Consider the following 21873-nt stretch of genomic DNA (forward strand, 5'->3'; position numbering starts at 1 on the left):
TTTTGGCTTCGACGCCCGGAACACCGGCGATTTACACCGGTCTTACGGCCGGAACCCCCGCGCGGGCCGCCGCCCAAGCCTTGGCACGGGCCGCCGAAGCAGACCCCGCGCGGGCCCACACGCCGGCCTCCATACGGCCCCAGCACCGGCCGCCGCAACGATCGCCGGCGCGTGCGGGTAGAATATATGCTCGTGGCACTTACTATTGGCATCGTCGGACTGCCCAACGTCGGCAAATCAACCCTTTTCAACGCACTGACCCGCAACCAGGTCCTCGCGGCGAACTACCCGTTCGCCACGATCGAGCCCAACATCGGCGTCGTGAACCTGCCGGATTCCCGGCTTGAAAAGCTGGCCGGCATCTTCGGCTCCGCGCGCCTGCTGCCCGCCGCGGTGTCCTTCGTGGACATCGCCGGCATCGTCAAGGGCGCCTCCGAGGGCGAGGGCCTCGGTAACCAGTTCCTCGCCAACATCCGCGAGGCCGAGGCCATCGCGCAGGTTGTCCGCGTGTTCGATGACCCGGACGTCATCCACGTCGATGGCAAGGTCGATCCCAGCTCCGACATGGAGACGATCAACACCGAGCTGATCCTGGCCGATCTGCAGACCATCGAAAAGGCCATCCCCCGGATCGAAAAAGAAGTAAAGATCAAGAAGCGGGATGCGGCCGAGCTGGCAGCCATCCTGGCGGCGCAGGCGGTGCTGGAGCGCGGCGACACCATCTTCTCCTCCATCAAGAGCGACAAGCTGGAGATGGAGCACCTCAAGGAACTCGGCCTGCTGACGGCCAAGCCCTTCATCTACGTCTTCAACTCCGACGAGGGCATCCTGGGCAGCCCGGAGAAGCAGGCGGAACTGCGTGCCCTGGTGGCTCCGGCCGACGCCATCTTCCTGGACGCCAAGCTTGAGTCCGACCTGGTGGAGCTCGACGAGGCAGAAGCCCGCGAGATGCTGGAAATGAACGGCCAGGATGAATCCGGGCTGGACCAGTTGGCCCGCGTCGGCTTCCACACCCTCGGACTGCAGACCTACCTCACGGCCGGCCCCAAGGAAACCCGCGCGTGGACCATCCGCCAGGGCGACACCGCCCCGCAGGCCGCCGGTGTGATCCACTCCGATTTCCAGCGCGGCTTCATCAAGGCCGAGGTCGTCTCCTTCGAAGACCTCATCGAGGCCGGCTCCATGGCCGAGGCGAAGGCCCGCGGCAAGGTCCGGATCGAAGGCAAGGAATACATCATGGCCGACGGCGACGTCGTCGAATTCCGTTTCAACGTTTGACGGCCGCCGCCCGGCAGCGCGGTAATTCTGCCAAGTAATTAACGATTAACTGGAGGAGCCTCGATTTTCGGATCGGGGCTTTTCCTGTGTGCGGCTCTTTTATCTTTTTGTTACGCCGCCGTCAACGTTTCTGTGGAAAGCTGGCCCTGCGGAACCTGTCCAATGTTGCAGCTCGGTAACGAACTTTACAGTCGGTCAACTTTGGTGGCTCCGAGCGGGCTTTGGGGTTTACGCTTCATGCCATGTGAGACGGGCCACACTGCCGCTGGGGGAGTGTGGACGTCTGTCTGGCGCTTTTGGCGCCGGTCTCACCCACACCACAGAAACAAGGAGGCGGAATGCGCTTGGGTCGTATTTCCAAAGCAGTGGGCGTGGCGGCAGCAGCTGCCATCGCCCTCAGCGCCTGCGCGGGCAACAGCGGCGGGACAACCCCGACCACTGCGGCCGCAGCAAGCAAGCAAGGCGGATCGGCAACCGTAGTAGAGGTCAACGCGTTCAATACGTTCAACCCGAACACGGCCGATGGAAACACTGACATTAACTCAAAGGTCAGCTACGCCACGCACTCAGGGTTCTTCTACATCGACAACAAGCTCAACGTTGTTCGCAATGAGAAGTTCGGCAAGATGGAAAAGGTCTCCGACGATCCGCTGACGGTGAAGTACACCATCAACGACGGCGTGAAGTGGTCGGACGGCACGCCTGTCACCGCGGCCGACCTTGTGCTCCAGTGGGCTGCTTTCTCCGGTTACTACAACGACGCCGATGCGGACGGGAAGACCGGAACGTCCTACTTCTCCTACGCAGGTGACCCGACCGGCATTGCCCTCACCGATTTCCCGGAACTCGGTGACGACGGCCGCAGCATGACGCTGAAGTACTCCAAGCCGTTCGCCGACTGGGAAATCGCCATCGGCGGCCCCGGCATCGACATCCCGGCCCACGTCCTCGCCAAGAAGGCGGGCCTGGCTGACACCAAGGCGTTCATTGACCTGCTGAAGGGCATGCCCCGCGGCGACTCCAAGGCCCCCAAGCCGGCGAACGCGCAGCTCAAGGCCATGTCCGACCTGTGGAACACCGGCTTTGACACCAAGACCCTGCCGGCCGATCCGAGCCTCTACCTCTCCAACGGCCCGTTCATCGTCAAGAGCGTCAATCAGGACCAGTCCCTGACCATGGTCAAGAACAAGGACTACAACTGGGGTCCGGAAGCCCAGCTGGACGAAATCACGGTCCGCTACATCGGTGAGGCACCCGCCCAGGTCCAGGCACTCAAGAACGGCGAGGCGGACATCATCGCCCCGCAGGCATCCGCGGACACCGTGGAGCAGCTCAAGGCACTCGAAAGCCAGGGTGTGAAGGTCGACGTCGGCAACCAGCTCGCGTACGACCACATCGACCTGAACTACTCGGGCCCGTTTGCCGAGAAGAACGTCCGCGAGGCGTTCATGAAGGCCGTCCCGCGTACGGACATCGTCGACAAGATCGTCAAGAAGCTGGATCCGAACGCTGCACCGCTTGACTCCCAGCTCTTCGTTCCGGACCAGGCCCCGTACGCCGAATCGGCCAAGAACAACGGCTCCTCCGCTTACCAGGGTGTGGATATCGAGGGTGCCAAGAAGCTGCTCAACGGCGCCACCCCCGAAGTTCGCATCATGTACAACAAGGACAACCCCAACCGTGTTGACGCCTACTCCCTGATCAGCGAGTCTGCCACCAAGGCCGGCTTCAAGATCGTCGACGGCGGCCTCGGCAAGTCTGACTGGGGCAAGGCCCTCGGTGACGGCAGCTACGACGCCACCATCTTCGGCTGGAGCAACTCGGGTGTAGGTGTGTCCGGCGTTCCGCAGATCTTCAAGTCCGGCAACGACTCCAACTTCAACCAGTTCAGCAACCCTGAAGCCGACAAGCTGATGGACGAACTGATTGTCACCACCGACAAGAGCAAGCAGGACGGCCTCGTTGCGCAGATCGACAAGATGATCTGGGATTCGGCCTACGGCCTTCCGCTCTTCCAGTCGGTTGGCGTGGACGCATACAGCGACCGCATCACCGGTGTGAAGTACATGCCGAACCAGACCGGCGTTTGGTGGAACTTCTGGGAATGGGCACAGAAGTAGCCCGCGACCCTAAGTAACACTGCTGGAAAGGCGTCGGGACCACAGCTTCTTCGGTCCCGACGCCTTTCTGGCGATATCCTGGCGATGCCGTGGTCCCGCCGCCACATCGGCGGGAACCGGCCAAACTCCGCGACCGGTCCGGGCAATCCCTGGGCCCGAATTCCGAGGTTCTATTCCAATGGTGACCTACATCTTCCGGCGGCTCGTGACTGCCGCCCTCATTCTTCTCGGCGCGTCCTACTTCGTGTATCTCCTGACAGCGGCGTCCGGTGATCCCCTGGAGGAATTCCGCGCCAACCCCTCGCCGCAGAAGCAGCAGCTCATGGACGCGAGGACCGAGCTCCTGCAGCTGGACACCCCGGCACCGCTGCGGTACTTCAAATGGTTCGGCGGCGCAGTCCAGTGCCTCGTTCCGTTCGCCAACTCCTGTGACCTCGGGAAAAACATCGCCGGCCAGCCCATCACCGAGGCCCTCGGCAATGCGCTCATCCAGACCTTGACCCTCGTCACCGCGGCGACGGTGCTCGCCATCCTGATCGGCATCACCCTGGGCATCATCACCGCCCTGCGGCAGTACAGCACTTTGGACTACGGCGTCACGTTCATGGCCTTCCTCTTCTTCTCCCTGCCGATCTTCTGGGTGGCCGTCCTGCTCAAGGAATTCGGGGCCATCGGCTTCAACAACTTCCTGAGAAACCCCGACGTGCCGCTGCCAGCGGCGCTTGGCATCGGCGTCGTCGTCGGCGCAGTGACAGCCGTCGCGGCGGGCGGACCCATGCGGCGCCGGCTGCTGGCCGGCGCCGTCGCCTTCGCCTTCGTCACCGCGGTGCTCATCTACTTCTCCGCCACCGAATGGTTCAAAACGCCGGGCCTGGGGCCCGTGGTCATCGCCATCGCCGGTGCGGGCATCGCCTTCGCCGTGACCCTGCTCTCCGCCGGGCTGAAGAACCGCAAGGCCCTTCAGTCGGCCCTCATCGCCGTCGGCGTCGGCGTCGTGCTGTACTTCCTCCTTCAGCCGCTGCTCAACGAGGCCACGTTCGTGATGATCGTGGTGCTGGCGATCGCCTTTATCCTGATCGGCATGGGCATCGGCTACCTGATGGGAGGCTATGACCGCGGGCAGTCCATGCGCGCCGCGGCCATCACCTCGTTCCTGGTCGGTTTCCTGATCCTGCTGGACCGCTACATGCAGGCATGGCCCAGCTACTTCAACAACAGCCGTGTGCGCGGCCGGCCGATCGCGACTATCGGTGCCAGCACGCCGAACATCCAGGGCGACTTCTGGGTCCTGGGCCTCGACTCCTTTACCCACCTGATCCTGCCCACCCTGGCCCTGATCCTCATTTCGCTTGCCAGCTACACGCGGTTCACCCGGGCCTCGATGCTCGAAATCATGAACATGGACTACATCCGCACGGCGCGGGCCAAGGGCCTGAGCGAGCGGACCGTCATCATGCGCCACGCGTTCCGCAACGCCCTGATCCCGATCGCCACGATCGTGGCGTTCGACATAGGGGCACTGATCGGCGGCGCCGTCATCACCGAAACCGTCTTCTCGGTCCGCGGCATGGGATTCCTCTTCCTGGACGGGATCGCGCACGTCGATCCCAACCCCGTCATGGGCGTGTTCATCTGCGTGGCCATCACGGCCATGGTCTTCAACCTCATCGCGGACCTCGCCTACTCCGCACTGGATCCGCGCGTAAGGGTAAAAGCATGAGCCAGCCAAGCCAGCAGGAAGAAATCATGGCCGAAGACGCCTCCCGGATCTCAGCCGCGGCCGGCATCGAGCCGGTCCTCGAAGCCAAGGGCCTCAGCCAGGGCCAAATCGTCCGGAAACGGTTCCTCGGACATTCCGGCGCCATCATCGGCCTCATCGTCTTCGCCTTCATCTTTGTCCTGGCCTTCACCTCCGTGGGCTACCTGGGAATCCCCGGCTGGTGGAAGTACACCCACACGCAAGTCTCGCCCCTGGTCAACGGCGGCGAACCCACCTCCTCGTTGTGGCCGCTGGCGTGGGGCGAACATCCGTTCGGCCAGGACCGGATCGGCCGCGATCTCTTCGCCATGACCATGCGCGGCGCGCAGCAGTCCATCACCATCATGATCGTGATCGGCCTCATCGCCGGCCTGATCGGCGTGGTGGTCGGTGCCATCTCCGGGTACTTCCGCGGCTGGGCCGAGGCCATCCTGATGCGCCTGACCGACGTCATCATCATCATTCCCGCCCTGCTGCTGGCGGCCGTCATGGCGCAGCTCGCCGGCCGCCGGGACCAGGGGAGCTGGTTCGCTTCGTTCGCCAGCACCAACGGCGTCCTGGCCCTCGGAATCTTCCTGGGCCTGATCAGCTGGGTCGCCCTGGCCCGCCTGATGCGCGGCGAATTCCTGTCCCTGCGCGAACGCGAGTTCGTCGATGCAGCCCGGATTTCCGGCGCCAGCAATGCCAGGATCATCTTCAAGCACATCCTGCCCAACGCCGTCGGCGTGCTGATCGTGAACGTGACCCTGACAATGTCCGCCGCGATCCTCACGGAAACGGCGCTGAGCTACCTCGGAGTCGGCGTCAAGGCCCCGGACACGTCCCTGGGCCTGCTCATCTCGCAGAACCAGCAGGCCTTCGCCACCAGGCCCTGGCTCTTCTGGTTCCCGGGCCTGTTCATCGTGCTCATCTGCCTCAGCATCAACTTCATCGGCGACGGCCTGCGGGACGCCTTTGACCCGCGGCAGAAGAAGTTCAATGCCAAGAAGGCCAAGGATTACGGCGGTCCCGCGGTGCAGGCAAGCGCCGCCACCGGCCTCGACAGGCCTGAGCCCGAGGAATTCCGGCCCGACGGACCCGGACACGACGGACCGTGGCACGACGGACCATCCGACGGGACACGGGGCCAGTAATGCCGGCCCCGTGCAGGTGCCGGCTAGCTGGCGGTGACAGCCACGTAGCTGGCCGCCAGGAGCAGTACGACGGCGCCAATCGCCACCCAGCGGACGGTGACGGTTACGGCGGTGGTGGAGGCGTCGCCGGCGGCGAGCTGCCCGCCTTCCACCAGCTCATGCCACCGGCCCCGCACCAGCATGGCGGCCTGGCCGGAGTCCGTGGTCTTCAGATCGCCCGGGCGGACCGACTTGCCGGGACCGTAAGTGGTTGCCGGCAGGCCGTGGAGGTCTTCCGGCCTGGCGTGGCGCCCGCCCCAGATGCCGGGGGCGGGCGCGGCCCAGGACGTGTAGCTCTTCTCGGCGGTGACCAGCGTGAGAGCAAAGCGGGTATCGACGTGCACCAGCGCTGCCCACGGGACCTCAATGGAGCGGAACGGATTCTCCAGGGTGACGCCGGCGTCGTGGACTACAACGGACGGCATCCAGAACAGTTGCCAGCCCATGAAGGCAATGAAGGCCAGCGGGGCGATGCCACCCAGCGCCCCCGGCCCTGCCATGACAACCGTGACCACGACACCGAACGCGGCCACCGCCCAGGACAGCCACGCGAACCATTTGTTAGTTCGTGGTTTGAAGACTTCAACATTTCCGGCGTGCGGCGCAGAGCTCATGCCCCCAATAATTCAGTATTCCGAGCCGCAGCACTAATCCCCGGTGCACCGGCGGCCCGGGCGGAAGGATAGCCCATCATGACTGACTTCATCACCCTCGATCCGCCGGCCTCACCCGTGCCTGGCAAAGGCGAAACCGTCCTGGAAGTCCGGGACCTCAGCGTGGATTTCGGCGTGGACAAAAAATGGGTCCCGGCCGCGATCGGCCTGAACTACGAGGTCCGGGCCGGCGAAGTTCTCGCCATCGTGGGGGAGTCCGGGTCCGGAAAGAGCGCCAGTTCAATGGCGCTGCTGGGCCTGCTGCCCAGTAACAGCCGTGTGACTGGAAGTGTCAAGCTCGGCGGCCGTGAACTGCTGGGGAGCAATGAAACCAATATCCGTGCCGTGCGCGGCAAGGACGTCGCGGTGATCTTCCAGGAGCCGATGACGGCCTTGAACCCGGTCTACACCGTGGGGTCGCAGATCGTGGAAACTGTGCGCCTGCACAATGAGGTTTCGCCGGAAGAAGCCCGACTCCGGGCCCTGCGCATGCTGGATCTTGTCGAACTGCCCGATCCGGAGAAGGCCTTCCGGTCTTACCCGCACCAGCTTTCCGGCGGCCAGCGCCAGCGCGCCATGATCGCCCAGTCGCTCTCCTGCGACCCGAAGCTGCTCATTGCCGATGAGCCGACCACGGCCCTCGACGTGACAGTCCAGGCCGAAATCCTTGACCTCATGCGCAACCTGCGGAACAAACTGGACAGTGCCATTGTGCTCATCACTCACGACATGGGGGTGGTGGCCGACCTCGCCGACCGGATCGCCGTCATGCGCAAGGGCCTCATCGTGGAGACGGGGACGGCAGCGCAGATTTTCCACAACCCGCAGCACGAGTACACCAAGGCGCTGCTGGCTGCGGTCCCGCACCTGGGCCAGGGTGGCGCGGATTCCGCGGCGGACGTAGACGTCACCGCCGCTCTCGCCGCCGCGACCCACGTCGAGATCCTTTCCATTCCGGAAGAGGAGCTGATCCGGCGGGAGCGCGAAAATGCCGCCGCCCTGGCCGCAGCAGAAGCGGCCAAGCCGAAGGGCGAACCGGTCCTGGAGCTCAGCGATGTCGCCATCGATTACCCGAAGCAGGGCCGGGCGCCGGCCTTCCGTGCCGTGGAAGGGGCCAACCTGGTCATCTATCCCGGACAGGTGGTCGGCCTCGTCGGCGAGTCGGGTTCCGGCAAGACCACCATCGGCCGGGCCGCCGTCGGCCTGCTGCCCGTGGCGGCGGGTACCATGCGGGTGGTCGGGCAGGACATTTCCGCTGCCAAGAAGAACGGCCGCCAGCTCCGCGAGATGCGCCGGCACGTTGGCATGGTGTTCCAGGATCCCTCGTCGTCCCTGAACCCCAGGCTGCCCATCGGGGAAAGCATCGGGGAGCCGATGTTCTTGTCGGGGACCGCGAAGGGCGCCGAACTGCAGCGGCGCATTGAGGCGCTCCTGGACCAGGTTGAGCTGCCTCGGGACTACCGCAACCGCTACCCGCACGAGCTCTCCGGCGGGCAGAAGCAGCGCGTGGGGATCGCGCGTGCCCTCTCCCTCAAGCCGAAGCTGATGGTCGCCGACGAGCCCACTTCCGCCCTCGACGTCTCTGTCCAGGCCAAGGTGCTCGATCTGTTCCAGAACCTGCAGAGGGAACTGGGGTTCGCCTGCCTGTTCGTCACCCATGACCTTGCGGTGGTGGACGTGCTCGCGGACCGGATCTGTGTCATGCAGCGCGGCAGGATCGTGGAGCAGGGGACCCGGGACCAGATCCTCCGCAACCCCCAGGAGCCGTACACGCAGCGGCTCCTGGCGGCGGTTCCGCTGCCGGATCCGGACAAGCAGCGCGAGCGTCGCGAACTGCGCGCGCAGCTGCTCTCAGGGGCCAGCTGAAGCTTACCGGAGGGTTCAAACAGGGGCGAAAAGCCGCCGCATTCCAGTTAATCGCGGGTAACCCGGGTCACAAAGCGGGCGAATAATACCAGCCAGTAGCGTGTGACTTGAAATACATCGCGCTTGACGTTAACCGTCATGAGATTGTCGGATCACGGTTTGGCAACGGAGTTCCAACATTTGGACATTTAAGGGCTAGGCTACTTCCATATGTAGGCCACGTCACAGGGGATACCCCTGTGCCTGCTTACGGGGAAGCATAAGTTTTTCCCTCACGAACTCCCACAACTCATAGGAGGCGGAATGCGTTTTTCGCGCACTTCCAAAGCACTGGGCATGGTGGCTATCGCCGCCCTCGCCCTGACCGGATGCGGTGCCAGCGGCTCTGCAACCGGTAGCGGCAGTACCGGCGGAGACACCAGCAAAGTGATCTTCGCCGACGGCTCCGAACCCCAGCGTCCCCTCATGCCGGCCGACACCAACGAAGTTGGCGGCGGCAAGGTCATCGACATGATCTTCGCGGGCTTGGTCAGCTACGACCCCAGCGGCAAGCCGGTCAACGAACTCGCCGAGTCCATCGAGGGCAAGGACGGCCAGCACTTCACCATCAAGGTCAAGAAGGACCAGAAGTTCACGAACGGCGAGGCCATCACGGCCAAGTCCTTCGTCGATTCCTGGAACTTCGGCGCCGCAGCCAAGAACGCCCAGCTCAGCGGCGGCTTCTTCGAAAGCATCAAGGGCTACGACGAAGCCAGCGCAGAAGGCTCCACGGTCGAGACCATGTCCGGCCTGAAGGTCGTTGACGACCAGACGTTCACCGTTGAACTGAAGCAGCCGGAATCTGACTGGCCGCTTCGCCTGGGCTACACCGCGTTTGTTCCGGTTCCCTCCGGCGCCCTGAAGGACCCGAAGGGCTTCGGCGAGAAGCCGGTCGGCAACGGCCCGTACAAGCTGGCGGACGGCGGCTGGCAGCACAATGTGCAGATCCAGCTCGTTCCGAACCCGGACTACAGCGGCCCGCGCAAGGCCAAGAACGCCGGTGTGACCTTCAAGATCTACCAGAACGACGACTCCGCCTACCAGGCCCTGCTGTCCAACGATCTGGACATCCTGCAGACCATCCCGACCAGCGCGCTGAAGAACTTCAAGTCTGACCTTGGCGAGCGCACCATCAACAAGCCGTACGCAGGCAACCAGACCATCGCCATCCCGGAATACCTGCCGGAGTGGAGCGGTGAGGCCGGCAAGCTTCGTCGCCAGGCGATCTCCATGGCGATCAACCGCGAGGAAATCACCAAGGTGATCTTCAACGGCGCACGCCAGCCTGCCAAGGACTTCACGGCCCCCGTGCTTGACGGCTACAGCGATTCGATCGCCGGTGCCGACAACCTCAAGTTCGACGCCGCCAAGGCCAAGGAGGCCTGGACCAAGGCCGACGCGATCCAGAAGTGGGACGCCAACACGACCTTCACCATTGCCTACAACGCCGACAAGGGCGGACACAAGGCCTGGGTTGAGGCAGTAGTCAACCAGCTCAAGAACACGCTCGGCATCAAGGTTGAAGGCAAGCCGTACGCCACCTTCAAGGAAGCCCGCAACGACGCCACCGCCAAGACCCTCACCGGCTCCATCCGTGCCGGCTGGCAGGCAGACTACCCGTCGCTGTACAACTTCCTCGGCCCGATCTACAAGACCGGTGCCGGCTCCAATGACGCTAACTACGCCAACCCGACGTTCGACAAGGCCATCTCCGACGGCCTGAACGCCGCGACGGTCGGCGAGGGCAACAAGGCCATGAACAAGGCCCAGGAGATCCTCCTGACGGACCTGCCGGCCATCCCCCTGTGGTACCAGGTTGCCCAGGGCGGCTGGAGCGACAAGGTCACCAACGTCGACTACGGCTGGGACGGCGTCCCGCTGTACTACAACGTAACCGGTAAGTAACAACAAAACGACGGCGGGGGCCGCCCATACTGGGGCCTCCGCCGTCGTCGTGTTTTCCCACCATTTATTTTCTTGATGCCCGGCTCTTCGGGCGAACTTTTCGCAGCCCTGCCGCCGTGAATGAACCGGCGCCGGCCTGCATCCATAGTGAAAAGGTTCTTTGATGAACAACTCCGCCGCATCCCTGGACAGGATGCCTGCCAACGAGGGTGTGACTCGCTGATGTCGACATACATCCTCAAGCGTTTCCTGCAACTGATTCCCGTCTTCCTGGGCGCAACACTGCTGGTCTACTTCCTGGTCTTCAGCCTGCCCGGCGATCCCATCGTGGCACTGTTCGGCGACAAGCCGGTGAACGAGGCCGTGGCAGCCAAGCTGCGGGCGCAGTACCACCTGGACCAGCCGTTCTGGATGCAATACCTGCTTTACCTCAAGAGCATCTTCACGTTCGACCTCGGCCAGGACTTCTCCGGACGCCCCATCGCCGCCGTGCTCGGTGAGGTCTTCCCCGTCACGGCCCGGCTGGCCATCATGGCGCTGATCTTCGAGGCAGTCTTCGGCATCGTCTTCGGCCTCATCGCCGGCCTGCGCAAAGGCAAGTTCTTTGACGCCACTGTCCTGGTGGCGTCCCTGATCGTGATCGGCATCCCGATCTTCGTCCTGGGCTTCCTGCTGCAGTTCACCATCGGCGTCCAGCTGGGCTGGGCCAAGCCGACCGTCAGCTCCGCGGCGACCGTCCAGGACCTCATCCTGCCGGCGATCGTGCTGGGACTGGGATCCTTCGCCTATGTCCTGCGCCTGACCCGCACGTCGGTCATCGAAAACATGAACGCCGACTATGTGCGCACCGCCACGGCCAAGGGCCTCTCCCGGTTCCAGGTGGTCCGCGTCCACATCCTGCGCAACTCCCTGATTCCCGTCATTACCTTCCTGGGCGCCGACCTCGGTGCCCTGATGGGCGGCGCAATCGTCACGGAAGGCATCTTCAACGTTCCGGGCGTCGGCAACCGGCTCTACCGGGCTGTGCTGTCCGGCGAAGGGCCCACGGTGGTCTCGATCGTCACCGTCCTGGTGCTGATCTACTGCCTCTCCAACCTGCTCGTTGACCTGCTTTACGGCTGGCTTGACCCGAGGATCCGTTATGACTCCTGATAACACCACCACCGCACGGCACACGTCCCTCCGCCCGGCCCGCCGGACCGAGCACTTCGTGGCCGATGTCTCCGAGACCCCGCTCCAGGTGACGGACCGGGTCAAGGACGAAGCCGCACCGCTGAGTCTGTGGGGCGAGGCCTGGAAGAACCTGCGCAAGCAGCCGCTCTTCCTCATCTCCGCACTCCTGATCCTGGTGGTCGTGGCGGTCTCCCTCTTCCCCGGACTCTTCTCCCCGATCGACCCGGGCTCGGAGGCGTGCCAGCTGGCCAACTCCGACGCCGGCCCCGCCGCGGGCCACCCCCTGGGCTTCACCCAGCAGGGCTGCGACGTCTACGCCCGCGTCATCTTCGGCACGCGGTCCTCGGTGACCGTGGGCCTCTTCACCACCATCGGGGTGCTGCTGATCGGCGGCATCATGGGGGCCGTGGCCGGTTATTACGGCGGCTGGATCGACTCCGTCCTGGCCCGCATCAATGACATCTTCTTCGCCCTGCCCCTGATCCTGGGCGCGATCGTGCTCATGCAGCTGCCGATGTTCCGGACGAACCGGACCGTGTGGACGCTGGTGCTCATCCTGGTGGCCTTCGGCTGGCCGCAAATCGCGCGCATCACCCGCGGTGCGGTGATCGAGGTCCGCAACGCCGACTTCGTCACGGCCGCCCGGTCGCTCGGCGTCTCGAAGTTCGGCGCCCTCATGCGGCACGTGATGCCGAACTCGCTGGCCCCAATCATCGTCGTGGCCACCATCTCCCTGGGCACGTTCATCGTGGCCGAATCCACGCTGTCCTTCCTCGGCATCGGGCTGCCGCCCAGCGTCATGTCCTGGGGCAACGACATCCAGGCGGCGCAGGCCTCGCTCCGGTCCAACCCGATGCCGCTGCTCTACCCGGCAATTGCGCTGTCCATCACCGTCCTGAGCTTCATCATGCTGGGCGATGCCCTGCGTGATGCCCTCGATCCCAAAGCCCGCAAGCGATGAAAGGGGACACCATGAGCGCCTCTGTTGACTTCCAGGAAGCTGAGTACGCCACTGAGCGCCCGCTGCTTGAAATCAAGGACCTGGCCATCGGGTTCACCACCAGCAACGGCGAGGTCAACGCCGTCCGCAACGCCCGCCTCACCGTCATGCCGGGCGAAACCGTCGCGATTGTGGGCGAGTCGGGCTCCGGCAAGTCCACCACCGCGCTGGCCGCCATCGGCCTGCTCCCGGGCAACGGGCGCGTCGCTGCAGGCCAGATCCTGTTCGATGGCGAAGACATCTCCAACGCCAGCGAAAAGCGGATGATCGAACTTCGCGGCAACAGCATCGGCATGGTCCCGCAGGACCCGATGTCCAACCTCAACCCGGTGTGGAAGATCGGCGACCAGGTCCGCGAAACGCTCAAGGCCAACGGACTCCCGAGCGGCCCGGACGACGTCGCAAAGGTCCTGTCCCAGGCCGGGCTGCCCGACGCCGGCAGCCGCGCCAAGCAGTACCCCCACGAGTTCTCCGGCGGCATGCGCCAGCGCGCGCTGATCGCGATCGGGCTCGCCTGCCAGCCGCGCCTGCTCATCGCGGACGAGCCCACCTCGGCGCTCGACGTCACCGTGCAGCGCCAGATCCTCGATCACCTGGACAAGATGACCACGGAACTGGGCACCGCGGTGCTGCTGATCACGCACGACCTCGGCCTCGCCGCCGAGCGCGCCGACCAGGTGGTGGTCATGTACCGCGGCCAGGTTGTCGAGTCCGGACCCTCGCTGGAGCTGCTGCAGAACCCGCAGCACCCATACACCCAGCGGCTGGTCGCCTCGGCGCCGTCGCTGGCATCCCGGCGCATCCAGGCCGCCAAGGAACTCGGCGTGGAGACCGACGACATGCTCGCCCCGAGCGAGACCGGCGTGGTTGAGCCGGCCAAGTCCGACGACGTCCTGCAGATCCAGAACCTCAGGAAGGTCTTCAAGCTGCGTTCTGGCCTGGGCAAGTCCACGGACTTCACCGCCGTCGACGACGTCTCCTTCAGCGTCAAGCGGGGAACCACGACGGCGATCGTGGGGGAGTCGGGATCCGGCAAGTCCACGGTGGCGCAGATGGTCCTGAACCTCCTCACGCCGACCTCCGGCAAGATCATCTTCGACGGCGTGGACACCTCCACGCTGAACAGCAAGGAGATCTTCGCCTTCAGGCGCCGGGTGCAGCCGATCTTCCAGGACCCCTACGGTTCACTGGACCCGATGTACAACATCTTCCGGACCATCGAGGAACCGCTGCGGACCCACAAGATCGGGGACAAGGCCAGCCGCGAGAAGAAGGTCCGGGAGCTGCTGGACCAGGTGGCGCTGCCGCAGTCCACCATGCAGCGGTACCCGAATGAGCTCTCCGGCGGCCAGCGCCAGCGTGTCGCGATCGCCCGCGCCCTGGCCCTGGACCCCGAAGTGATCATCTGCGACGAGGCCGTCTCGGCACTGGATGTGCTGGTGCAGGCGCAGGTGCTGAACCTGCTCGCCGAACTGCAGTCCAGGCTCGGCCTGACCTACCTGTTCATCACCCACGACCTCGCGGTGGTCCGGCAGATCGCGGACCACGTGTGCGTCATGGAGAAGGGCAAGCTCGTGGAGACGGGCTCCACGGACGACGTCTTCGAGTCGCCGCAGCAGGACTACACCCGGGCGCTGCTCAACGCCATCCCCGGCGCGGGCCTCATGCTGCCGCCGGAGGTGGAAGTGGCCTGAGCGGCCACTTTACCTAGGGCTTGAACAAGTCCGCCGGTAGCAGCACAGGAGCCGGTGTCCGCCCGTTGGGGCGGGCACCGGCTCCTTTTTGCTGTGGTGTGCAGGGTTGCTGTGGTGTGCTGTCCGCGCTAGCGGGACAAGCCGGCGAGCATGCCGGGCTCTGCGTAGTCGAACCCCATGGACTCCAGCCGCTGGCCGAAAACGGCGCCCAGGGCCGCGTGGCCCTGCCGGTTCAGGTGAACCCCGTCCGCCATTGAACCCGTGAGGTTGTACCGGGTGAGCCAGTCGCCCGCGCTGACGAACGGCAGCCCGTGCCGGTCCGCCACCCTCCCCAGAAGCGCGTCCACCTCGGACCGGCGTCCACCGCCGTAGTGGACGCCGCGGGCGAGCGTGCCGACCATGAGCACCCGGGCCGCCGGATAGCGCTGCTGGATGCTGGCGATCAGCCGCTCGGCGTTGGCGACGATCTGCGCGTTCGAGGCGCCGCGCGCGGCGTCGTTCCCGCCGCCTTCGATCACTACGAGGGGAGGGGTGCCGTACGGGAGTTTCCAATCGCCGCGCTGGAGCGCATCGACGTAGTTGCCGGTCTTGCCGTTCGATGCCACGTAGCCGGTGCCGCCCCGGCCGCAGAAGAAGACCTTGTACCCGGCCGCTGCCAGACCCTGCCTGGGCCAACCGTAGGACGGTTCCGATTGTGAGTCGCCAATAAGCACGGCGACATTGCTGGTGTCCTTGACGATGATCTCGTTGCGGCCGTTGGCAGGGTTGCGGTAGGTCGAGCCGCTCGGCAAATCGGCGGGGTCGATGGTGGACCCGATGCGGGTCTTCGCAGCGGCCCCTGCCGCGACCGGTACGCCGGCGCCGTTAGCCGTTCCGGCCTGGCTGGCGGTCAGTGGCACGCCCGCAGAGCCCGCGTCAGAAGATCCGCCGTCGGACGATCCGCCGTCGGAAGAACCTGCGTCGTACGCAGGTGAAAAAGTGGCCTGCCCACAGCCGCCAAGAACTACGCCTACGGCGATCATCGTTGCGACAAAGCGGGACAGGGCCGAGGCGTTTCGCATGAATGTCTCCGGGCTTGCTTGCTGCTATCAGAGCAATGATGGTGCATGGGCGCCGGAAAATCCAGTGACTTTACTCACAGGTAATAAACCACTTCCGTGCGCCCGTCCCGCTCCTGGGACGGTGCGGCGGCCGGCCGCCGCTTCGCATTTTAGGCCAATAAATGACCTAGCGTTTAGAATGGTAGTAGGTGCCCTGTGCCAAAGGGACTTATCCGTCGTGCGTTCCAGTTGGAAATGTCGCGATACCACAGCTGACTTCACCACTGAATCGAGCAATAACGCATGTCTGAAACCACCACCAACACCGCGGTAGCCACTGCATCGCGCAGTGACCTGCGCAACGTCGCGATCGTGGCCCACGTTGACCACGGCAAGACCACGCTGGTCGACGCCATGCTCAAGCAGACCAACTCCTTTGCCGAGCACAACCACCTCGAAGACCGCGTCATGGACTCCGGTGACCTGGAACGCGAAAAGGGCATCACCATCCTGGCCAAGAACACCACGGTGGCCTACAACGGTCCGTCCTCCAAGGGCGAGACCATCACCATCAACGTCATCGACACCCCCGGCCACGCCGACTTCGGTGGCGAGGTCGAGCGCGGCCTGTCCATGGTCGACGGCGTCGTCCTCCTCGTCGATGCCTCTGAGGGCCCGCTGCCCCAGACCCGCTTCGTGCTGCGCAAGGCCCTCGCCGCGCACCTGCCGGTGATCCTCCTGGTCAACAAGACCGACCGCCCCGACGCGCGGATCGAAGAAGTTGTCCACGAGTCCATGGACCTGCTCCTGGGCCTGGCCTCCGACCTCGCCGACGAAGTTCCGGACCTCGACCTGGACAAGATCCTCAATGTTCCGGTTGTTTACGCCGCAGCCAAGGTCGGCCGCGCGTCCCTCGAACAGCCCGCAGACGGTTCAGCCCCGGAAAACGAGGACCTCGAGCCGCTCTTCCAGGCCATCATCGAGCACATCCCGGCCCCGACCTACAACCCGAACGGTGTCCTGCAGGCGCACGTCACCAACTTGGATGCCTCCCCGTTCCTCGGCCGCCTCGCGCTGCTCCGTATCTACAACGGCACCCTGCGCAAGGGCCAGACCGTCGCCTGGGCACGTGCCAACGGTGAGCTGAAGAACGTCAAGATCACCGAGCTGCTGGCCACGAAGGCACTCGACCGTGTCCCCGCGGAATCCGCCGGCCCCGGCGAAATCGTTGCTGTTGCCGGCATCGAGGAAATCACCATCGGCGAGACTCTCACCGACGCCGAGAACCCGCAGCCGCTGCCGCTGATCACTGTTGACGACCCGGCCATCTCCATGACCATCGGTATCAACACCTCGCCGCTGGCCGGCAAGGTCAAGGGCGCCAAGGTCACGGCCCGCCAGGTCAAGGACCGCCTCGACAAGGAACTGATCGGTAACGTCTCCATCAAGGTTCTCCCCACCGAGCGTCCCGACGCTTGGGAAGTCCAGGGCCGTGGCGAGCTCGCGCTGGCCATCCTGGTCGAGCAGATGCGCCGCGAAGGCTTCGAACTGACCGTCGGCAAGCCGCAGGTCGTCACCCGGACCGTCGACGGCAAGGTCCACGAGCCGATGGAGCACATGACCATCGACGTGCCCGAAGAGTACCTCGGCGCCGTCACCCAGCTGATGGCTGCCCGCAAGGGCCGCATGACCAACATGGCCAACCACGGCACCGGCTGGTGCCGCATGGAGTTCATCGTTCCGGCCCGTGGCCTGATCGGGTTCCGCACCAAGTTCCTCACGGACACCCGCGGCGCCGGCATCGCCGCCTCCATCTCCGAAGGCTACGAGCCGTGGGCCGGCCCGATCGAGTACCGCACCAACGGTTCGATGATCGCCGACCGCGCCGGTGTTGTGACCCCGTTCGCCATGATCAACCTGCAGGAACGTGGCTCCTTCTTCGTCAAGCCCACGTCCGAGGTCTACGAAGGCATGATCGTGGGCGAGAACTCCCGCGCCGACGACATGGACGTCAACATCACGAAGGAAAAGAAGCTCACCAACATGCGTGCAGCCTCCTCGGACACCTTCGAGAACCTGACGCCGCCGCGCGACCTGACCCTCGAAGAGTCCCTCGAATTCGCCCGCGAAGACGAGTGCGTTGAGGTTACCCCGGATTCAATCCGCATCCGCAAGGTCATCCTGGACACCAACGAGCGTGCCAAGGCCAACCGCGCCCGCGCCAAGGTCTAATCCCGGTCTCCGGGCTTCGGCTGCAACGTGACTAAGAGAGCTGCCGGTACGGCAGGCGGCATTGCCGCCGCCGTACCGGCAGCTCTTTTTGTTGCCCTGGCCGGAACCGCCCTGCACCGCCACGATCTGGTCCTGAACGGCGTGGACGTCCCGTGGGGAGCCGTCGCGGCGCTCGTGCTGCTGGGCTCGGTCCAGGTGTGGCTCGGGGCGGCGTTCCGTTCAGTCGTCCCGACGGCAGTATGCGGGGTCCTCTGTTATGCGCTGACCGGGTGGTGGTCCACCCTGGAAACAGGCAAGCGCCTGGTCATCGGCGACACCGCGGGCAATGTCTGGGTCTTCGGCATCGCAGGCATCACCGTGGCCATGCTCGCCTGGTGCCGGCGGTACCGGCGCCCGCCCGGCTAGGACCCGGGCCGCCCTGCCTCCTACGCGGGACATGCCCATTTTTCGTTCGCTCAATTGGGCACAATGGCATCATGTCCGGCGCAGGGCCGGCCCGCGGGACATGTCCAGCGCTCATCTATGGGCCTGTCCACTCCCACCCACGGCCCGGGGACATGCTCGTTTTTTGTTCGCTTGAGTGGGCACAATGGCATCGCTTCCGGCGCAGGGCCCGTGCGCGGGACATGTCCAGCCCTCGCTCCTGCCCGGGTTGCCGCAGCCCTGGCCCCGCCCGCGCAGTTTTCCACATAGCGCGGGATCCGACTGCACGGGCGCATTGTGCGGCTCCACCATGGGTGAATGGCCAACATTATCGAGGTGCTCTCGAAGTACGACGGCGTCGCCCGCGCCAAATACATTGCCGCGGCGGGGGTCTCCGATTTTCAGCTCAAGTCGGCGATGGCCGCGGGATCGGTGTCCCGTGTAGCCCGCGGCGTCTATGCCTTGCCGGGTGCGGACGCACAGCTGATCTCTATTCGCTCACTGCCGGCAGAGCCTGCTTGTATCACCGCTGCCCACTTCAGCGGGCTGTGGGTCCTCGAAGGCCCGGCCCAGCCGCACATAGCCCTCACCCACAGCAGGAGTTACCAGGGCTTCATCTGTCACCGGGCTTCCGTTCCGCCGACGCTCCTGGACACAGTCGTCCAATGCCTGCGCTGCTTGCCTGAACCTGACGGGCTGATCATCGCCGAGTCCGCCGTCGTGCTGAAGGGACTCCCGTTGGGTTTGTTGCGCCAGCGGCTCGATGGCCGGAACGACTCCCGGGAGCGCCGGATCGTGTCGGCGATCGTCCCACAGTCACAGTCGGTCATTGAATGCCTGGCCCGGTTCCTTCTGCGGCGTGCCGGCTTTCATGTTGAATCGCAGGTCAACGTTCCGGGCATGGGACATCTGGACCTGATGGTCGATGGCCGTCTTGGCATTGAGGCTGACGGGGCCGGGTTCCACATGGATAGGACGAGCTTCGAGGAAGACCGGCGGCGTTGGAACGTTACGACGCGCCGAGGAATACCGACACTGATTGTGACCTACCAGCTGGTGAGGGACCATCCTGAGGATTTCATTACCATGGTCCGGGAAGCGCTGAACAGGCTGTCCGCCGCCGCATAGAGTCGGACGCGAATTCCAAATTCGTGCGCCTTTTCCTGCGCCCTTGCACTGCGATTCTGCGCCTCACCCCAGCGCTGTGACCCTGCTCTGCACCCAGCCACCACTGACTCTGCACCGCACGAAGCCACCACTGGACATGTCCCGTGCTCTGTCGATTCGCCACTGGACATGTCCCTCGCTGGCCCGCGGTGATGAGCATAACGGTGGAATGTGCACGGCCGGCAACGAGGGGAGGACATGTCCACAGGTCGTCGAGGGTGCGGGTGGGCATGTGCGCGGCCGGCAATCGGGGGAGGACATGTCCATTGGTCGCGGAGGGTGCGGGTGGGCATGTGCGCGGCTGCGGGCCAGGAGGGGGCATGTGCACGGCCGGCAACGAGGGGAGGGCATGTCCATTGGTCGCGGAGGGTGCGGGAGGGCATGTCCACTGGACGCTAGCAACCACCCGGGAACCGTTGCCCAGGGCCCCCTGCGCCGCGGGTCAGGTGCCCTGCACGCGTGGGGCGCGGCGCGGCGGGGGCGGCGGGACTTCCTTGGCCGCCACTACAAGGGGGAGTGCGATGACGACGTCGGAGCGGCGGGTGCGGACGGTGCACACGCCGTCGGCGCGTTCGACGAGCTCGCCAAGGGCATCCGTCAGGCCGCCGTCGATCCGGTACCGGACCACAACGCGCGTGCCCAGCGGGGCGCCGGAGAGAAACTGCTGGGGCAAGGGCAAAGGCGAGCTCATCAGATCATAGTAAGACGCGGAGCATGTATGACGTTCCCGCTAGGTTCGCGGGAACAGGCTGGGAGATAATAGGCTCGGAAGTCAGAAACCCGGCGCTCAGGCCGGGAAACCATCCGGCCGTTCGCCGGAACCAACGTGGAGAGGCCAGGGACGTGACGTACGTAATCGCGCAGCCGTGTGTAGATGTCAAAGACAAGGCATGCATTGAGGAGTGCCCCGTCGATTGCATCTACGAGGGTGAGCGTTCCCTGTACATCCACCCCGACGAGTGCGTGGACTGCGGTGCCTGCGAGCCGGTCTGCCCCGTGGAGGCGATCTACTACGAGGACGACACCCCCGAAGAATGGGCTGACTACTACAAGGCCAACGTCGAGTTCTTCGACGAACTCGGTTCCCCGGGCGGCGCCGCGAAGGTCGGGAACACCCACACCGACCACCCCATGATCGCCGCCCTGCCGCCGCAGAACCAAGACAACTAGGACGGCGCTACGGTGACATCCGCGGTGCGCACCTTCGGCCTGAGCCTGCCCGACTACCCGTGGGAGGCCATGGCGCCGTATCTCGCCACGGCAGCCCGGCACGCGGAAGGAGCCGTCAACCTTTCCATCGGAACCCCGGTGGACCCGACGCCGGCCCTCATCCAGGACGCGCTGCGCGCCGCCGCGGACGCTCCCGGCTATCCCACCGTCCACGGGACGCCGGCCCTGCGGGAAGCCATCGCCGGCTGGTTTGCGCGCCGTCGCGGCGTCCCCGGACTCGATCCGCAGGATGTGATGCCGACGGTGGGTTCCAAGGAACTCGTCGCGTGGCTGCCGTTCCTGCTCGGCCTGAGGCCGGGCGACGTCGTCGTCCGCCCCACGGTCGCGTACCCCACGTATGACATCGGTGCCACCTTCGCCGGTGCGGAGCAGATCGCCGCCGACGACCTCGACGAGCTCGACGCCGGCACCCGCGCCCGTGTGCGCCTGGTCTGGGTCAATTCACCGGCCAACCCCACCGGCAGCGTCCGGGACATCGCATCGCTGCGGCGGATCGTCCGGCAGGCGCGGGAGCTGGGCGCCGTCGTAGCGTCGGATGAATGCTACGCCGAACTCGGCTGGGGGGAGTGGGACGTCCAGCGCGGCGGCATCCCGGTCCCCAGCATCCTGGACCCGCAGGTCGCAGAAGGCTCCCACGAGGGCCTGCTTGCCGTCTATTCGCTGAGCAAACAGTCCAATGTGGCCGGCTACCGGGCGGCATTCGTCGCCGGTGATCCGGTGATCATGGCGAACCTGGTCAACAGCCGCAAGCACGCCGGGATGATCGTTCCCTATCCGGTCCAGGAAGCCATGCGGGTGGCCCTCGGCGACGACGCCCACGTCCAGGCCCAGAAGGACCTGTACAGGGGCCGGCGGGAACGGATCGTCCCGGCGCTGGAGGGTTTCGGCCTGGCGATCCGTGAGTCCAGTGCGGGCCTTTACCTGTGGGCCACCGCCGGCGAGGCGACGTGGGACACCGTGGGCCGCCTCGCGGACCGCGGAATCGTCGTCGGCCCCGGGGTTTTCTACGGCGACGCCGGAAGCGGGTTCATCCGGGTGGCGCTGACCGCCAGCGACGAGCGGATCGACGCCGCCGTCTCGAGGCTGGCCCCGGACGCGTAACAATGCTGTGACGCGTGCCAC

The 21873-nt window shown here is 65.2% G+C and carries 17 protein-coding genes; 14 read left to right on the top strand and 3 right to left on the bottom strand.

Annotated features, from left to right (window positions below):
• Positions 1–192 precede the first annotated feature (192 nt).
• The 4 genes from ychF (at position 193) to MRBLAR12_RS10255 (ending at position 6290) form a co-directional block, all read left to right on the top strand.
• The gene (gene ychF / locus MRBLAR12_RS10240) at positions 193–1278 is read left to right on the top strand and encodes a redox-regulated ATPase YchF (RefSeq protein WP_229994656.1); all 1086 of its coding nucleotides are present in this window, start codon (positions 193–195) and stop codon (positions 1276–1278) included.
• Between the two features lie 338 nt (positions 1279–1616).
• Positions 1617–3398: an ABC transporter family substrate-binding protein gene (locus MRBLAR12_RS10245; RefSeq protein ID WP_229994655.1), complete on the top strand. Its 1782-nt coding sequence runs from the start codon at positions 1617–1619 to the stop codon at positions 3396–3398.
• Positions 3399–3576: 178 nt separating this feature from the next.
• Positions 3577–5118, top strand: coding sequence for an ABC transporter permease (locus MRBLAR12_RS10250; protein WP_364745690.1), 1542 nt, complete (start codon positions 3577–3579; stop codon positions 5116–5118).
• Between the two features lie 26 nt (positions 5119–5144).
• Positions 5145–6290 carry an ABC transporter permease gene (locus MRBLAR12_RS10255; protein ID WP_364745997.1) on the top strand — a complete coding sequence of 382 codons (1146 nt, stop codon included), beginning with the start codon at positions 5145–5147 and terminating at the stop codon, positions 6288–6290.
• A gap of 23 nt (positions 6291–6313) precedes the next feature.
• On the opposite strand, the gene MRBLAR12_RS10260 is transcribed toward MRBLAR12_RS10255, so the two are convergent.
• Positions 6314–6943, bottom strand: coding sequence for a PH domain-containing protein (locus MRBLAR12_RS10260; protein WP_229994653.1), 630 nt, complete (start codon positions 6941–6943; stop codon positions 6314–6316).
• Positions 6944–7021: 78 nt separating this feature from the next.
• Between MRBLAR12_RS10260 and MRBLAR12_RS10265 the strand changes: the two genes are divergently transcribed.
• The 5 genes from MRBLAR12_RS10265 to MRBLAR12_RS10285 all read left to right on the top strand — a co-directional run bounded on the left by MRBLAR12_RS10265 (position 7022) and on the right by MRBLAR12_RS10285 (position 14659).
• Positions 7022–8848 carry an ABC transporter ATP-binding protein gene (locus tag MRBLAR12_RS10265; RefSeq protein WP_364745693.1) on the top strand — a complete coding sequence of 609 codons (1827 nt, stop codon included), beginning with the start codon at positions 7022–7024 and terminating at the stop codon, positions 8846–8848.
• A 303-nt stretch (positions 8849–9151) separates the two neighbouring features.
• On the top strand, positions 9152–10792 hold the full coding sequence (locus MRBLAR12_RS10270) for a peptide ABC transporter substrate-binding protein (protein ID WP_229994651.1): 1641 nt from the start codon (positions 9152–9154) through the stop codon (positions 10790–10792).
• Positions 10793–11014: 222 nt separating this feature from the next.
• Positions 11015–11944, top strand: a complete 930-nt coding sequence (locus MRBLAR12_RS10275) for an ABC transporter permease (protein WP_229994650.1) — start codon at positions 11015–11017, stop codon at positions 11942–11944.
• A complete protein-coding gene (locus MRBLAR12_RS10280) occupies positions 11934–12926 on the top strand; it encodes an ABC transporter permease (RefSeq protein ID WP_229994649.1) in 993 nt (330 codons plus the stop codon). The genes MRBLAR12_RS10275 and MRBLAR12_RS10280 overlap by 11 nt, the downstream gene beginning before the upstream one ends.
• Positions 12927–12937: 11 nt before the next feature.
• Complete coding sequence (locus tag MRBLAR12_RS10285; protein ID WP_364745697.1) at positions 12938–14659, top strand: ABC transporter ATP-binding protein; 1722 nt, start codon at positions 12938–12940, stop codon at positions 14657–14659.
• A 128-nt stretch (positions 14660–14787) separates the two neighbouring features.
• Here MRBLAR12_RS10285 and MRBLAR12_RS10290 read toward each other — a convergent pair whose 3' ends face one another.
• A complete protein-coding gene (locus MRBLAR12_RS10290) occupies positions 14788–15720 on the bottom strand; it encodes an SGNH/GDSL hydrolase family protein (RefSeq protein ID WP_229994647.1) in 933 nt (310 codons plus the stop codon).
• A 282-nt stretch (positions 15721–16002) separates the two neighbouring features.
• Between MRBLAR12_RS10290 and typA the strand changes: the two genes are divergently transcribed.
• From typA to MRBLAR12_RS10305, 3 genes are all read left to right on the top strand, one after another.
• Positions 16003–17931 carry a translational GTPase TypA gene (typA, locus tag MRBLAR12_RS10295; RefSeq protein ID WP_229994646.1) on the top strand — a complete coding sequence of 643 codons (1929 nt, stop codon included), beginning with the start codon at positions 16003–16005 and terminating at the stop codon, positions 17929–17931.
• 27 nt (positions 17932–17958) lie between these two features.
• Positions 17959–18336: a hypothetical protein gene (locus MRBLAR12_RS10300; RefSeq protein ID WP_364745702.1), complete on the top strand. Its 378-nt coding sequence runs from the start codon at positions 17959–17961 to the stop codon at positions 18334–18336.
• A gap of 336 nt (positions 18337–18672) precedes the next feature.
• Entirely contained in the window at positions 18673–19482 is an 810-nt protein-coding gene (locus tag MRBLAR12_RS10305) for a type IV toxin-antitoxin system AbiEi family antitoxin domain-containing protein (RefSeq protein WP_229994644.1), read from the top strand.
• Positions 19483–19963: 481 nt separating this feature from the next.
• On the opposite strand, the gene MRBLAR12_RS10310 is transcribed toward MRBLAR12_RS10305, so the two are convergent.
• Positions 19964–20194 (bottom strand): hypothetical protein, encoded by a 231-nt coding sequence (locus MRBLAR12_RS10310; RefSeq protein WP_364745705.1) that lies wholly within the window; start codon positions 20192–20194, stop codon positions 19964–19966.
• Positions 20195–20364: 170 nt separating this feature from the next.
• Between MRBLAR12_RS10310 and fdxA the strand changes: the two genes are divergently transcribed.
• Positions 20365–20691, top strand: coding sequence for a ferredoxin (gene fdxA, locus MRBLAR12_RS10315; protein WP_026266493.1), 327 nt, complete (start codon positions 20365–20367; stop codon positions 20689–20691).
• Between the two features lie 12 nt (positions 20692–20703).
• A complete protein-coding gene (gene dapC / locus MRBLAR12_RS10320; RefSeq protein WP_364745708.1) occupies positions 20704–21852 on the top strand; it encodes a succinyldiaminopimelate transaminase in 1149 nt (382 codons plus the stop codon).
• The last annotated feature ends 21 nt before the right edge of the window (positions 21853–21873 follow it).

It is taken from the genome of Arthrobacter sp. LAR12-1-1.1, from assembly GCF_040676555.1.
In the GTDB taxonomy this organism is placed as follows: domain Bacteria; phylum Actinomycetota; class Actinomycetes; order Actinomycetales; family Micrococcaceae; genus Arthrobacter.